The sequence below is a fragment of the Kitasatospora sp. NPDC058184 genome, from assembly GCF_042883725.1.
In the GTDB taxonomy this organism is placed as follows: Bacteria; Actinomycetota; Actinomycetes; order Streptomycetales; family Streptomycetaceae; genus Kitasatospora.
In genome coordinates this window covers 83,231-95,919 of sequence record NZ_JBHVVE010000023.1, presented here as the reverse complement: position 1 = coordinate 95,919, position 12,689 = coordinate 83,231, and the positions used below count along the sequence as shown (strand labels likewise).

The window sequence follows — 12,689 nt, the reverse complement described above, 5'->3', positions numbered from 1 at the left end:
GTCCGTCGCGCCGTCCGCCGAGTGTCCTGCGGCTGCGTGATTCGCCGCAGTGCCTGTCCGCTGGTCCCCGAGGTGCTCCACTCCTCCATGGTGCAACCTCGGGACCGTAACGTCACACGCCCGTGCGGCGCCCGCTCCGGGAACCTCCGGCGGCACGCCGCAACCGGCGGCGCCGCCGGTGGTCAGCGGACCAGGCCCCAGCGGAAGCCCAGCGCCACCGCGTGCGCCCGGTCGGAGGCCCCGAGCTTCTTGAACAGCCGTCGGGCGTGGGTCTTCACGGTGTCCTCGGAGAGGAACAGCTCGCGGCCGATCTCGGCGTTGCTGCGGCCGTGGCTCATGCCCTCCAGCACCTGGATCTCACGCGCCGTCAGGGTGGGCGCCGCGCCCATGTCGGGGCTGCGCAGCCGGCGGGGGGCGAGCCGCCAGGTCGGGTCGGCGAGGGCCTGGGTGACGGTGGCCCGCAGCTCGGCGCGCGAGGCGTCCTTGTGCAGGTACCCGCGGGCACCCGCGGCCACCGCGAGCGCGACCCCGTCGAGGTCCTCGGCGACGGTGAGCATGATGATCCGCGCGCCCGGGTCGGCGGACAGCAGCCGCCGGACCGTCTCGACCCCGCCGAGGCCGGGCATCCGGACGTCCATCAGAACGAGATCGGAGCGGTCGGCCACCCAGCGGCGGAGGACCTCCTCCCCGTTCGTCGCGGTGGTGACCCGGTCCACACCGGGTACGGTCGCGACCGCGCGGCGAAGCGCCTCGCGGGCGAGCGGGGAATCGTCGCAAACGAGAACGGAAGTCATGACCGTCGTCCTCCGCAGCTGATCCGCGTCACGTTGAGCCTCCTGGCTGGTACGAACCTCTACGACACGGCCGATCGGCGACGGACTCCGCGGTGATCGCCCCAACCTGCCCGCGATCGTTCCCGACGTCCGGCGCCCGCTAACCGCCTCCGCACTTCCAACGACCGTCACTCGAATGAGTTACGGCCTTCGGGGCCATCTCCACCACTGTACGTGGCCAACCCATTACCGATCAGCCGCATCGCGGTGCACACGCCGCTCTTTTGCGCAGCTCGCGCGCGGTCGGCGTACGACCCGCACATCGATTCGGCACCCCGCGCGCCCGTCGACCACCCGATTGCCACGTCCGCGCCCGCTGGAGCCCCTTGCCCACTATGCCCGTTTTTATAGCTTTCGTATGGTCATTGACTGTTGTGCCAGTGTGTGGGTGACTTGTCCATGGAGTTGCCTTAAGTCATATTTCCAGGTGTCCACACCAGTGCATCGAAGCCCCGCCGCACCGCTCGGCAGCAGCCCCGCCGAACGCCCGGCCGACGGCCGACAGCCTCTGAAGGGAATGAGCCATGGCAGATTTCTCCCGCCTCCCCGGTCCCAACGCGGACCTCTGGGACTGGCAGCTCTCCGCAGCCTGCCGTGGCGTGGACAGCTCGCTCTTCTTCCACCCCGAGGGCGAGCGCGGGGCGGCGCGCAGTTCGCGCGAGGCCAGCGCCAAGGAGGTCTGCATGCGCTGCCCGGTGATCGCCGAGTGCGCGGCGCACGCGCTGGCGGTCCGCGAGCCGTACGGCGTGTGGGGCGGGATGACGGAGGACGAACGCGAGGAGATGCTGGGGCGCTCGCGACACCGATTGGTCGAGGTTCCGCTGGCCCCGCCGGCGGTCGCCCAGCGGTAGACCCGTCTCCTTGAGCGCCGTGAAGAAACGTTTCTTCGCGGCGCTTCAGTCTTCTGGCTCACCGTACGTACCGGACCCCGACGGTCCCGTCACCCACCGTCAGCGGTCGGCGGCCGCCCCCGCCAGCCGCTCCAGCATCAGCGCCACGGCCGGCACCTCGGCCAGGTCCGGGAGGGTCAGCGCGACCACCTGGCGCACCGCGGGCGCCCCGGAGGCCGTCCGCACCGGCACCGTCGACACGCCGTCAGGACGCACCGACCGCAGCGCCAGCCGGGGCAGCACCGCCACCCCGAGACCGGCCGCCACCAGGCCGACCACCGCCGGGTAGTCGTCCGTCGCGAAGTCGATCCGCGGCTCGAAGCCCGCCCCGGTGCACAGCTCCACCAGGTGCCCCCGGCACTGCGGGCAGCCGGCGATCCACTGCTCCTCCGCCAGCTCGGCCAGCCCCACCGCCCCGCCCCGCCCGGCCAGCGGGTGGGCGGCCGGCAGCACGCCCACCAGCGGGTCGTCCAGCAGCGGGGTGACCACCAGGTCGGACCAGTCGGTCCCGGCGGTCAGCTGCTGCGCCTCCAGGTTGGCCTCGGCCCGGGCCTCGCGCGGCGTGCCGTGGGCGGGCGCCGGGAGCGCGACGGCGCCGTCGGACTGCGGGTAGCGGAAGGCCAGCGCGATCTCGCACTCGCCGCCGCGCAGCATCGCCAGCGACTCCGGCGGCTCGGCCTCGACCAGCGACACGCGCACCCCCGGATGGCTGTCCCGCAGGCGGGCGACCGCGGGCGGCACCAGGGTGGAGCTCGCGGTCGGGAAGGAGACCAGCCGCACCCGTCCGGCCCGCAGCCCGGCGATCGCGGCCACCTCCTCCTCGGCGGCGGAGAGCCCGGCCAGGATTCCGGTGGCATGCTTGAGCAGGACCCGGCCGGCCTCGCTGAGCTGCATCCCGCGGCCCGAGCGGACCACCAGCGGGGTGTCCACCGACTTCTCCAGGGCCTTCATCTGCTGACTGATGGCGGGCTGCGTACACCCCAGCTCGCGGGCGGCGGCGGAGAAGGAGCCGGTGCGGGCGACGGCACGCAGAACGCGCAGATGGCGGGCCTCGATCATGCCTTAGTTATAAGGCAATCTTTGCATTCTGCAAAATTCTGCTGATAGTTGAAGCCTCAAGCGGAACCTCGGACGGAACGCCGGAGGCCCGGCCCGCCCCCCGGGGGGAGCGGACCGGGCCTCCGGTCAGGCGTCGGAGCCTCAGTGCGAGTGGCCGTGGCCGTGGCCGTGACCGTTGTCGGCCTCCTCCTCCTTCTTCTCCACCACGAGGGTCTCGGTGGTGAGAAGCAGGGAGGCGATCGAGGCGGCGTTCTCCAGGGCGGAGCGGGTGACCTTGACCGGGTCGATGACGCCGGCCTTCACCAGGTCGCCGTACTCGCCGGTGGCGGCGTTGTAGCCCTGGCCGATCTCCAGCTCGGCGACCTTGGAGGTGATGACGTAGCCCTCCAGGCCGGCGTTCTGGGCGATCCAGCGCAGCGGCTCGTGCAGCGCCTTGCGGACCACGGCGACACCGGTGGCCTCGTCACCCGACAGGCCCAGGCCCTCGTCCAGCACCTTGGCGGCGTGGACCAGGGAGGCGCCACCGCCGGCGACGATGCCCTCCTCGACCGCGGCGCGGGTCGCCGAGATGGCGTCCTCCAGGCGGTGCTTGCGCTCCTTCAGCTCCACCTCGGTGGCGGCGCCGACCTTGATGACGCAGACGCCGCCGGCCAGCTTGGCCAGGCGCTCCTGCAGCTTCTCGCGGTCCCAGTCGGAGTCGGTCGCGGCGATCTCGCCCTTGATCTGGGCGACGCGGCCGGCGACGGCCTCGGAGTCACCGGCACCGTCGACGACCGTGGTCTCGTCCTTGGTGATGGTCACGCGGCGGGCGGTGCCCAGCACGTCCAGGCCGACCTGGTCGAGCTTGAGGCCGACCTCCTCGGAGATGACCTGGCCACCGGTCAGGACGGCCAGGTCGCCGAGGATCGCCTTGCGGCGGTCGCCGAAGCCCGGGGCCTTGACGGCGACGGCGTTGAAGGTGCCACGGATCTTGTTCACGACCAGGGTCGACAGCGCCTCGCCGTCGACGTCCTCGGCGATGATCAGCAGCGGCTTGGAGGCACCGCCCTGGAGGATCTTCTCCAGCAGCGGCAGCAGCTCCTGGATGGAGGAGATCTTGCCCTGGTTGATCAGGATGTACGGGTCCTCGAGGACCGCTTCCTGGCGCTCGGCGTCGGTGACGAAGTACGGCGACAGGTAGCCCTTGTCGAACTGCATGCCCTCGGTGAAGTCCAGCTCCACGCCGAAGGTGTTCGACTCCTCGACGGTGATGACACCGTCCTTGCCGACCTTGTCGATCGCCTCGGCGATCAGCTCGCCGACCTGGGTGTCCTGCGCGGAGAGGGAGGCGACGGCGGCGACGTCGTCCTTGCCCTCGATCTCGCGGGCGACGGACAGCAGGTGCTCGGAGACCGCGGCGACGGCCTTGTCGATGCCCTTCTTCAGGGCGGCCGGGCCGGCACCGGCGGCGACGTTGCGCAGACCCTCGTTGACCAGGGCCTGGGCCAGCACGGTGGCGGTCGTGGTGCCGTCACCCGCGACGTCGTTGGTCTTGGTGGCGACCTCCTTGACGAGCTGCGCGCCAAGGTTCTCGTACGGGTCGTCCAGCTCGACCTCGCGGGCGATGGTGACACCGTCGTTGGTGATGGTCGGGGCGCCGAACTTCTTGTCGATGACGACGTTGCGGCCCTTGGGGCCGATGGTCACCTTGACGGTGTCGGCCAGCTTGTTGACACCGCGCTCCAGCGAGCGGCGGGCGTCCTCGTCGAACTGCAGGATCTTCGCCATGTTCCCTATTCCCTCGGGGCTGCGGCCGGCCCACCGGCCGCCGAACTACGTGAACCAACAACCACGCCCCGGGCCCCTGTCACTGGGACACGGATCCGGGGCGGGTCGGTACGTCTTACTTCTCGATGACCGCGAGAACGTCGCGGGCCGAGAGGACGAGGTACTCCTCGCCCTTGTACTTCACCTCGGTGCCGCCGTACTTCGAGTACAGGACGATGTCGCCGACGGCGAGGTCGAGCGGCAGACGCTGACCGTCCTCGAAGCGGCCCGGGCCGACGGCCAGGACGACGCCCTCCTGGGGCTTCTCCTTGGCGGTGTCCGGGATAACCAGGCCGGAGGCCGTGGTGGTCTCGGCGTCGAGCGGCTGGACCACGATGCGGTCCTCGAGCGGCTTGATGGCAACCTTGCTGCTGGTGGTCACGTCCGAGCTCCCCTTCGGAGATTACGGGGTTTTCTAACGGGTAGGGGCGATCCTGCGGGCCTGCCGTCGCGGGGGTCAGACACACGTCGTCGCGTTAGCACTCCCCTAGTGGTGAGTGCCAAGGATGACCATAGGGCCGTGTTAGCACTCAGTCAACCAGAGTGCCAACGGCGAGTCCCGGAAGTCCCCGGTTCGCGAATGAGTAGCCGTACTCATGTACGACCGGGCCCGGCCCCGCCAGACTCCTGCCATGACCTCGACCCCGGTGCGCATCGGCCCGTCCCGGCCCAAGGACGCCGCCCTCGCCCTGCTGTCGCTGCCCCTGCTGGGGGGCGTGCTGCCGTTCGTCGCCTTCCTCCTCGTCGCCTGCCTCGGCACCATCCCCGGCTACGGGGACGACGGGGACGGGCGCGGGTGGGCCTTCCTGGGCATCGGGATGCTGGCCGCCCCGGTGGTCGCCCTGGCGGCGGGCCTCGTGGTGGCATTCCGCAGCCGGCGGTCCGGCTACCGGCTCCTCCCGGTCGCCGCCGGGCTCGCCCCATTCGCGCTGCCGGCGGTCCTCTCCTCGGGCGTGCTGTGGCGGTGAACCGGCTGCCGCTCGCCGACCCGCTGCGCCCGGTCGGCCGTCCGACGGACCTGCTGCTCGCGCTGCTGACGGTCCTGGGGGCCGCCTCGCTGCTGGGGTTCGGCTGGATCGCGGCCTTCCTGGCCGCGCTCGCGCTGGAGGCCCACCCCGCGATCGGCGGCTGGGCGGCCCGGGGCGCCGCGACCGCGCTGCTGCTCGTCCCGGTCGTGACGGTGGCCCGGTACACCCACCGGCGGGGCTACCGGATCACCCCGGTCGCCGCCGCGGTCAGCCCCGCCCTGCTGACCGCCCTCGCCAGCGCGGGGTGGCTCCGGTGAGCCGGCCCCACGGCGCGCCCGGGCGGCCGCCGGTCCACTGGGCGCCGGACCTGGTGCTCGCCGCGGTGGTGCTCGCCGGGGCCGTCGCGGCGGCGTCCGTCGGGTCGTTCGTGCTCAACTGGCTGAAGCTGCTCGCCCTGTACGGCCCCGGGGTGGAGGCCCTGGACGTCTTCGGCGTCGTGGTGATGCTCGTCCTGCTGGCACTGACCGGCCTCGGCACCCGGCGGCTCGGGTACCGGATCACGCCGTACGCCGCGCTGGCGGCCGCGCCGCTGATGCCGCTGGTGTTCTGGCTGACCTCCGACGTCCCCGTCATCGGCCGGTGAACGCCGCGCGGCCGCTCCGGCCGACCGGCCACCCGGCCGACCCGCGAGAATGGCCCCGTGGACACCGAGAACCTCCAGCCGCTGCTGACCCCCGAGGGCCAGGCCCTGCTCGCCGAGCTGCGCGAGTTCACCCCCGAGGAGGAGCTCGCGCTGGCGACCCGCCTGCGGCGGGAGCACCCGGCGGAGCTGGTGTCGGCCGCGTTCGGGCAGGCGCGGCTGCGGCAGCGGGCGCGGGCGAAGTTCGGGGCGGACGCCGACCTGATGTACTTCACGCCCAACGGGGTCGAGCAGTCCACCCGGCGCAGCGTGGCCGAGTGGCGGGCCCGGCGGTTCGCCGACCTGGGCGTACGGCGGCTGGCGGACCTGTGCTGCGGCATCGGCGGGGACGTGCTGGCGCTGGCCCGGGCCGGCATCGAGGTGCTGGCCGTCGACAGGGACCCGGCGGCCTGCGCCGCCACCGCGGCCAACGCGGCCGCGCTGGGCCTGGCCGACCTGGTCGAGGTGCGCTGCGCGGACGTCGCCGAGGTGGACGTCACCGGCTACGACGCGGTGTTCACCGACCCGGCCCGGCGCACCGCGCGCGGCCGGGTGTTCGACCCGGAGGCGTACGCCCCGCCGCTCTCCTGGGCGATCGAGGCCGGCCGGCGGACCCCGATCGGCGCGCTGAAGGTCGCGCCGGGCATCCCGCACGAGGCCGTGCCGGAGGACGCCGAGGCCGAGTGGGTCTCGGACCACGGCGACGTCAAGGAGGCGGTGCTCTGGTTCGGAACCAGGGCCACCAGCCCGCACCGCGCCACCCTGCTGCCGCACGGCGCCAGCCTGACCGGCGGCGACCTGCCCGACCCGCCGGCCGGCCCGGTCGGGCGCTACCTGTACGAGCCGGACGGCGCGGTGATCCGGGCCCACCTGGTGGCCGAGGTGGCCGGGCAGGTGGGCGGCCGGCTGATCGACCCGAAGATCGCCTACCTGACCTCGGACGAGCTGGTCGCGACGCCGTACGCGCACGCCTTCGAGCTCACCGACGTGCTCCCGTTCAACATCAAGAAGCTGAAGGCGCTGCTGCGCGAGCGGGCGGTCGGCACGGTGGTGATCAAGAAGCGCGGGATGGCGATCACCCCGGAGGAGCTGCGCCGCCAGCTCAAGCCCTCCGGGCCGAACACCGTCACGGTGATCCTCAGCCGCACCGACAACGGGCCGCTGATGATGCTGGGGCAGCCGGTCTGACCCCCGACGCGGCGGCCCCAGGACCGGGACGGGGCTACGAGGCGGGCGCCTGGATGTAGTCCTCCAGCCGGGCCACCGAGAAGCCCTGCTCCTGGATCCGGGCCAGCAGGTCGCCGAACATCTGGGTCATCGTGGCGCCCTTGAGCTCCTTGGGGCCGCGGAAGTGCGCCAGGACGATGTCGCCGGGCTTCAGCTTCTTGTCCGCGGCCTGGTACTGCATGTCGTGGATCTGCATCGACTCGCGCCAGAGCACGATCGCGCGCGGGCCGCACTGCTGCACCGAGGTGTTGAGCATCGGGGTGTTGGCGCCGTCGCCGAACGGCGGGCGGAACAGCAACGGGGCGGTGCCGTACTGCTGGGTGAGCGCGGCCTGGTCGTCGCAGATCTCGGCCTTCTGCTTGTCGGCCGACAGCTTGCTCATCACCGGGTGGTCCACGGTGTGGTTCTGGATGTGGTTGCCCAGCGCCTGGAGCGGCTTGAAGTAGCCGTAGTCGTTCTTGACGATGTCCTTCGTCAGGAACATCGAGATCGGCACCTTGAGGTCGGTGAGCATCTCGACGAACTTCGGGTCCTTCTCCGCGCCGTCGTCGATGGTGATGAAGACGACCTTGTCGCTGGTCTTCACATCGCTGAACACCGGTACGGGGCCGGTCCGTTCGAGCTTGATCGGCTTGTCGGCGGGCGGCGCCGGGGCGGGGGCGAGCGGGGTGAGGTTCCACTTGGCCCAGGCCGCCGCGTCCGCGCCCGCCGGGGCGCCCGCCGAAGGGGGCGCGGACGCGCTGGTCGGCGCGGCGCCGGTGGGCCGGGGCGTGGCCGCCGCCGTCGTGGCGGCGGGGGCGGCACCGCCACCACCCCCGTTGTCCCCGCACGCGGTGGCGAAGGCCAGCAGGGCCAGCGCCCCCACCCCGTACGTCCTGGTCCTGCTCCGCCTGATCACCGCTGCGCGCTCCCGGTTCCCGTCCAGCCTTCTCTCAGCTATGCACGGTACCGACCGCCGCGGCGGTTCCCGGCCAGGGGCTACTCGACGTGCTCGCTGGTGAAGGACCAGCGGTGCACCGGACGGCCGAGCAGCCCGGCCGGCGGGTCGGCGACGGGCACCGGCTCGCCGTTCCACCAGGTGATCAGCAGCACCCGCTCGCCCGGGGCGGAGAGCAGTTCGAGGCGCTCCAGACCGGCCGAGCCGCGGACCGCGGGCAGCACCGACTCCCGTACCCAGGCGGCGAGTTCGTCGCCCCGGCCGGTCGCCGCCCGGGCCTCCCACATCGCGGCGACGGTCATGCCGCGCCGCCGCCGAGGGCGTCGTAGGCCTGGCCGTGGAAGTCCGTGTGGGGCACGTGGGTCTCGGTCACCGGCAGCGAGGAGTCCGCCGACAGGTCGAGGGCGGACGGCGTGCGGTCGCGCCACACCATCTCGGCGCCCAGCGCGGCGACCATCGCGCCGTTGTCGGTGCACAGGCCCGGCCGGGGCACCCGCAGCCGGATGCCGGCCCGGTCGCAGCGCTGCTGGGCCATCTCGCGCAGCCGCGAGTTGGCCGCCACGCCGCCGCCGATCATCAGGTGGTCGACGCCGTTGTCCTTGCACGCCTTGACGGCCTTGCGGGTGAGCACGTCGGTGACCGCCTCCTGGAAGGACGCCGCCACGTCGGCGACCGGCACCTCCTCGCCGGCCCGGCGCTTGGCCTCCACCCAGCGGGCGACGGCGGTCTTCAGGCCGGAGAAGGAGAAGTCGTACGCCGGGTCGTTGCGGCCGCTCAGCCCGCGCGGGAAGGCGATCGCCTTCGGGTCGCCCTCGCGGGCCGTGCGGTCGACGATCGGGCCGCCGGGGAAGCCGAGGCCGAGCACCCGGGCGACCTTGTCGAAGGCCTCGCCGGCCGCGTCGTCGATGGTCGCGCCGAGCGGGCGGACGTCGCTGGTGATGTCCTCGCTGAGCAGCAGCGAGGAGTGCCCGCCGGAGACCAGCAGGGCCATCGTCGGCGAGGGCAGCCGGCCGTGCTCCAGCTGGTCGACGCAGATGTGCGAGGCGAGGTGGTTGACCCCGTACAGCGGCTTGTCCAGCGCCCAGGCGTACGCCTTCGCGGCGCTGACGCCGACCAGCAGCGCGCCGGCCAGGCCGGGGCCGGCGGTGACGGCGATGCCGTCCAGGTCGCTCGCCTTGATCCCGGCGGTGTCCAGGGCACGCTGGATGGTCGGGACCATCGCCTCCAGGTGCGCGCGGCTGGCGATCTCCGGGACGACGCCGCCGAAGCGGGCGTGGTCGTTGACGCTGGAGGCGACCGCGTCGGCCAGCAGCGTGGTGCCGCGCACGATGCCGACGCCGGTCTCGTCGCAGGAGGTCTCGATGCCGAGGACGAGCGGTTCGTCAGCCATGGCGGGTGTCCTCAATGTCCTTCGGGTCAGTGCTGTCAGTGCTCGGGTGGTCGAGGCGCATCACCAGCGCGTCGACGTTGGCGGGCTGGTAGTAGCCGCGCCGGATGCCCACCGGTTCGAAGCCGTGGCGCTCGTACAGCCGCTGGGCGCGCGGGTTGTCCACCCGCACCTCCAGCAGCAGCTCGGCGCACTCGCGCCGGGCGGCCTCCCGGATCAGGTCGGTGAGCAGCGCCGTGCCGAGGCCGGCGCCCTGGTGGCGCTCGTCGACGGCGATGGTCTGGACGTCGCCCTCGCCGGCGATCGCCATCAGTCCGGCGTAGCCGACGATCCTGCCGTCCGGGGCGGCCGCGACGGTGTAGTGGCGGGTGCCGCCGGGGTGGGACTCGGCCAGTTCGGACCAGAACATCCCGGCGGACCAGGCGTCCTCGGGGAAGAGCCGCAGCTCCAGCTCCAGCACCGGCGCGATGTCCCACCAGCGCATCGGGCGCAGGGTGGTGCCGTGGTTCACGCCGGGAGCACCGCCTTGCCTCCCAGAACGTTCTTGTAGGCCGCGGGGACCTGGGCGTCCGGGCGGCGCAGGTACAGCGGGTGGTTGGGCAGCAGCTCGCGCCCGGCGGCCAGCTCGGCGGCGGCGAAGCCGGCCAGGGCGCCGGCCGAGACGTGCTCGGGGCCGTGCGCGCCCGGGAAGGCGTCGGGGTAGAGCAGCGCGCCGGCGCCGACGGAGCGCGGCTGCGGGGTCAGCTCGGCCGGGCGGTCCACGGCGGGGCCCTCGGTGCGGCGGCCCTCGGCGTCGTACGAGGCCCAGTAGACCTCCTTGCGGCGCGCGTCGGTGGCGGCCGTGAACGGCTGCCCGGCCAGGCCCTCGGCGCGGGCCTGGAAGGCGATCGCGTCCAGCGTGCAGACGCCGTGCACCGGCAGCCCGAGGGCGTGGCCGAGCGCGGCGGCGGTCACCAGGCCGACCCGCAGGCCGGTGTACGGGCCGGGGCCGACGCCGACCGCGATGCCGGTCAGCCGGTGCTTGTCCACCCCGGCGGCCCGCAGCACCTGGTCGATCGCGGGCAGCAGCAGTTCGCCGTGGCGCCTGGCGTCGACCTGGTGGGTCTCGGCGAGGACGGCCGTGCCGTCGTGGACGGCGGCGGTGACGGCGGGGGTAGCGGTGTCGAACGCGAGCAGCAGCACGGGTCAAGGTTAGACCGACGTTGGGCCGACCGGCCGATCGGCAGGGTGTACCAGGCGGGAACACAGATCCGAGGCACTGCGACCCGCGCGGATGAACCTGGCACGATGGGGCCGTACGTAAAGGGACGGCGGCGGGAGCGGCAACGTGGCGAAGATGGGTCCTGGAGTGGTGGTCACGGGGTTGACCCTGGGGGCCCTGGCGGTGGTGAGCCTGCTGGCCTTCCAGGCCAACGGCGCCCAGGACCGGGCCGGCGGCCCCAAGCCCACCGCCACCACCACGGCGACCGGCACGGCCACCGCCGCGGCGCCCACCGCCGCGGCCACCCCGACCGTCCCCCCGCTGCCGGCCACCTCGGGCACCGGCACCCGGGTGGTGTACTCGGTCGGCAGCCACTACGTCTGGCTGGTCGACCCGAAGAAGAGCCCGCAGGTCGCGGCCGCCTTCCCGGTCACCCCGGGCTCGGTCGAGCCCGCCCCGGGCAGCTACGCGGTGTACAGCCGCACCCCGACCACCACCGGGACGGACGGCAAGCAGATCGAGCACGTGGTGCGCTTCGCGCAGCAGAACGGCGTGGTGTTCGGCTTCAGCGCGGCGGTGGACGGCGCGACGCCGACCACCGACCCGAGCGCCAAGACCGGCGGCATCCGCAGCGGCCGCGCCGAGGGGCAGCTGCTCTGGGACTTCGCGCCGAAGGACACCAAGGTGGTCGTGATCGCCTGAGCCCGGACGGGACCGGGCGGCCCGGCTTCGGGTTCGGGTTCGAATTCGGTTTCGGGAGGAGCGGCCTCAGGCGGCCCGGGGCGTCCGCGCCTCGGGCCGTTCGTCGTGTCCGGGCCGCGGTCCGTCCTGCCGGGGGCGCGGTCCGGGCGGTGTGGACACCGCCTCGGCGGCCGCGCAGGCGGCCAGCAGCGCCCGCATCGGCTCTCCCGGAACGCGACGGGCGGACTCTCCGGCCCCGGCGGCGGTGACCGCGCGCTGCGGGGCGGGGGTGGTGCTCGACATGGCGCCTCCCTAGTTAGGCAGACCTAACCGCAGCACCCATCCCACCACGCCCGGCACCCCGGCCGCAACATCTTGCCGACAGTCTGTCGGCAAGATGTCGGCGAGTCGTCGGAGCCCCGTCGGCGGGTCGTCGCCGCCCTCCCGGCTATCCGAGTTCCGCCAGCGCCGCGTCCGCCCAGCGCGGGCCGATGCCGGTCAGCACCACCCGGCGCGGGTCCTGGTCGTCCCCGCCCTCGGTGCCGCCGATGGCGCGCTCGATCCGGACCTCCAGCCGGTCCTCGGACAGCCGCTCGACCTTGCCCTCGCCCCACTCGACCACGACCACCGACTCGGGCAGCGAGACGTCCAGGTCGAGGTCCTCCATCTCGTCCAGGTCCCCGCCCAGCCGGTACGCGTCCACGTGCACCAGCGCCGGGCCGCCGACCAGCGAGGGGTGCGCCCGGGCGATCACGAAGGTCGGCGAGGTCACCGCCCCGCGGACCTGCAGCCCCTCCCCCAGGCCCCGGGTCAGCGTGGTCTTCCCCGCCCCCAGCTCGCCGGAGAGCAGCACCAGGTCACCCGGCCGCAGCAGCGCGGCCAGCTCCCGGCCGAGCCGGCCCATCCGCTCCGGGGTGGGGACGGTGAGAGTGGCGTGCGAGCCCATGCGCGTGTCTTGCCCTTCGGTCCGTACGGCGCGCCGACCACCGGCCGCCACCGCTACCGTGCCACATCGGCGGGC

17 protein-coding genes are annotated in these 12,689 nt (G+C 73.3%); 6 read left to right on the top strand and 11 right to left on the bottom strand.

Annotation, left to right across the window (positions count from 1 at the left end; genetic code table 11):
• Nucleotides 1–182: 182 nt before the first annotated feature.
• Nucleotides 183–794 (bottom strand): response regulator transcription factor, encoded by a 612-nt coding sequence (locus tag ACFVXH_RS32980; RefSeq protein ID WP_014136228.1) that lies wholly within the window; start codon nt 792–794, stop codon nt 183–185.
• A gap of 563 nt (nt 795–1,357) precedes the next feature.
• Between ACFVXH_RS32980 and ACFVXH_RS32975 the strand changes: the two genes are divergently transcribed.
• The gene (locus ACFVXH_RS32975; protein ID WP_049654358.1) at nt 1,358–1,684 is read left to right on the top strand and encodes a WhiB family transcriptional regulator; all 327 of its coding nucleotides are present in this window, start codon (nt 1,358–1,360) and stop codon (nt 1,682–1,684) included.
• A 99-nt stretch (nt 1,685–1,783) separates the two neighbouring features.
• On the opposite strand, the gene ACFVXH_RS32970 is transcribed toward ACFVXH_RS32975, so the two are convergent.
• From ACFVXH_RS32970 to groES, 3 genes are all read right to left on the bottom strand, one after another.
• Nucleotides 1,784–2,782, bottom strand: a complete 999-nt coding sequence (locus ACFVXH_RS32970; RefSeq protein WP_375877209.1) for a LysR family transcriptional regulator — start codon at nt 2,780–2,782, stop codon at nt 1,784–1,786.
• Between the two features lie 141 nt (nt 2,783–2,923).
• Nucleotides 2,924–4,549: a chaperonin GroEL gene (groL, locus tag ACFVXH_RS32965; RefSeq protein WP_049654364.1), complete on the bottom strand. Its 1,626-nt coding sequence runs from the start codon at nt 4,547–4,549 to the stop codon at nt 2,924–2,926.
• Nucleotides 4,550–4,664: 115 nt separating this feature from the next.
• Entirely contained in the window at nt 4,665–4,970 is a 306-nt protein-coding gene (groES, locus tag ACFVXH_RS32960) for a co-chaperone GroES (RefSeq protein ID WP_049654366.1), read from the bottom strand.
• A gap of 250 nt (nt 4,971–5,220) precedes the next feature.
• Between groES and ACFVXH_RS32955 the strand changes: the two genes are divergently transcribed.
• The 4 genes from ACFVXH_RS32955 to ACFVXH_RS32940 are packed head-to-tail and all read left to right on the top strand — an operon-like array spanning nt 5,221 to nt 7,423.
• Nucleotides 5,221–5,556, top strand: a complete 336-nt coding sequence (locus ACFVXH_RS32955) for a hypothetical protein (protein WP_387829511.1) — start codon at nt 5,221–5,223, stop codon at nt 5,554–5,556.
• Complete coding sequence (locus ACFVXH_RS32950; protein ID WP_387829509.1) at nt 5,553–5,873, top strand: hypothetical protein; 321 nt, start codon at nt 5,553–5,555, stop codon at nt 5,871–5,873. The genes ACFVXH_RS32955 and ACFVXH_RS32950 overlap by 4 nt, the downstream gene beginning before the upstream one ends.
• A complete protein-coding gene (locus tag ACFVXH_RS32945) occupies nt 5,870–6,199 on the top strand; it encodes a hypothetical protein (protein WP_387829507.1) in 330 nt (109 codons plus the stop codon). The genes ACFVXH_RS32950 and ACFVXH_RS32945 overlap by 4 nt, the downstream gene beginning before the upstream one ends.
• 57 nt (nt 6,200–6,256) lie before the next feature.
• A complete protein-coding gene (locus ACFVXH_RS32940) occupies nt 6,257–7,423 on the top strand; it encodes a methyltransferase domain-containing protein (RefSeq protein WP_375876163.1) in 1,167 nt (388 codons plus the stop codon).
• A 34-nt stretch (nt 7,424–7,457) separates the two neighbouring features.
• On the opposite strand, the gene ACFVXH_RS32935 is transcribed toward ACFVXH_RS32940, so the two are convergent.
• The 5 genes from ACFVXH_RS32935 to tsaB all read right to left on the bottom strand — a co-directional run bounded on the left by ACFVXH_RS32935 (nt 7,458) and on the right by tsaB (nt 10,968).
• Nucleotides 7,458–8,360: a polysaccharide deacetylase family protein gene (locus ACFVXH_RS32935; protein ID WP_107418825.1), complete on the bottom strand. Its 903-nt coding sequence runs from the start codon at nt 8,358–8,360 to the stop codon at nt 7,458–7,460.
• A gap of 80 nt (nt 8,361–8,440) precedes the next feature.
• Complete coding sequence (locus ACFVXH_RS32930; protein ID WP_074003950.1) at nt 8,441–8,701, bottom strand: hypothetical protein; 261 nt, start codon at nt 8,699–8,701, stop codon at nt 8,441–8,443.
• Nucleotides 8,698–9,789: a tRNA (adenosine(37)-N6)-threonylcarbamoyltransferase complex transferase subunit TsaD gene (tsaD, locus tag ACFVXH_RS32925; RefSeq protein ID WP_049655951.1), complete on the bottom strand. Its 1,092-nt coding sequence runs from the start codon at nt 9,787–9,789 to the stop codon at nt 8,698–8,700. Before tsaD ends, ACFVXH_RS32930 begins: the two co-directional genes overlap by 4 nt.
• Nucleotides 9,782–10,270 (bottom strand): ribosomal protein S18-alanine N-acetyltransferase, encoded by a 489-nt coding sequence (gene rimI, locus ACFVXH_RS32920; protein ID WP_049655961.1) that lies wholly within the window; start codon nt 10,268–10,270, stop codon nt 9,782–9,784. Before rimI ends, tsaD begins: the two co-directional genes overlap by 8 nt.
• A gap of 23 nt (nt 10,271–10,293) precedes the next feature.
• The gene (tsaB, locus tag ACFVXH_RS32915; RefSeq protein ID WP_049655952.1) at nt 10,294–10,968 is read right to left on the bottom strand and encodes a tRNA (adenosine(37)-N6)-threonylcarbamoyltransferase complex dimerization subunit type 1 TsaB; all 675 of its coding nucleotides are present in this window, start codon (nt 10,966–10,968) and stop codon (nt 10,294–10,296) included.
• A 154-nt stretch (nt 10,969–11,122) separates the two neighbouring features.
• Between tsaB and ACFVXH_RS32910 the strand changes: the two genes are divergently transcribed.
• A complete protein-coding gene (locus ACFVXH_RS32910) occupies nt 11,123–11,689 on the top strand; it encodes a hypothetical protein (RefSeq protein ID WP_049655963.1) in 567 nt (188 codons plus the stop codon).
• A gap of 66 nt (nt 11,690–11,755) precedes the next feature.
• Here ACFVXH_RS32910 and ACFVXH_RS32905 read toward each other — a convergent pair whose 3' ends face one another.
• A complete protein-coding gene (locus ACFVXH_RS32905; protein ID WP_049655953.1) occupies nt 11,756–11,971 on the bottom strand; it encodes a hypothetical protein in 216 nt (71 codons plus the stop codon).
• Nucleotides 11,972–12,116: 145 nt separating this feature from the next.
• Nucleotides 12,117–12,614, bottom strand: coding sequence for a tRNA (adenosine(37)-N6)-threonylcarbamoyltransferase complex ATPase subunit type 1 TsaE (gene tsaE / locus ACFVXH_RS32900; RefSeq protein ID WP_387829503.1), 498 nt, complete (start codon nt 12,612–12,614; stop codon nt 12,117–12,119).
• Nucleotides 12,615–12,689 lie beyond the last annotated feature (75 nt).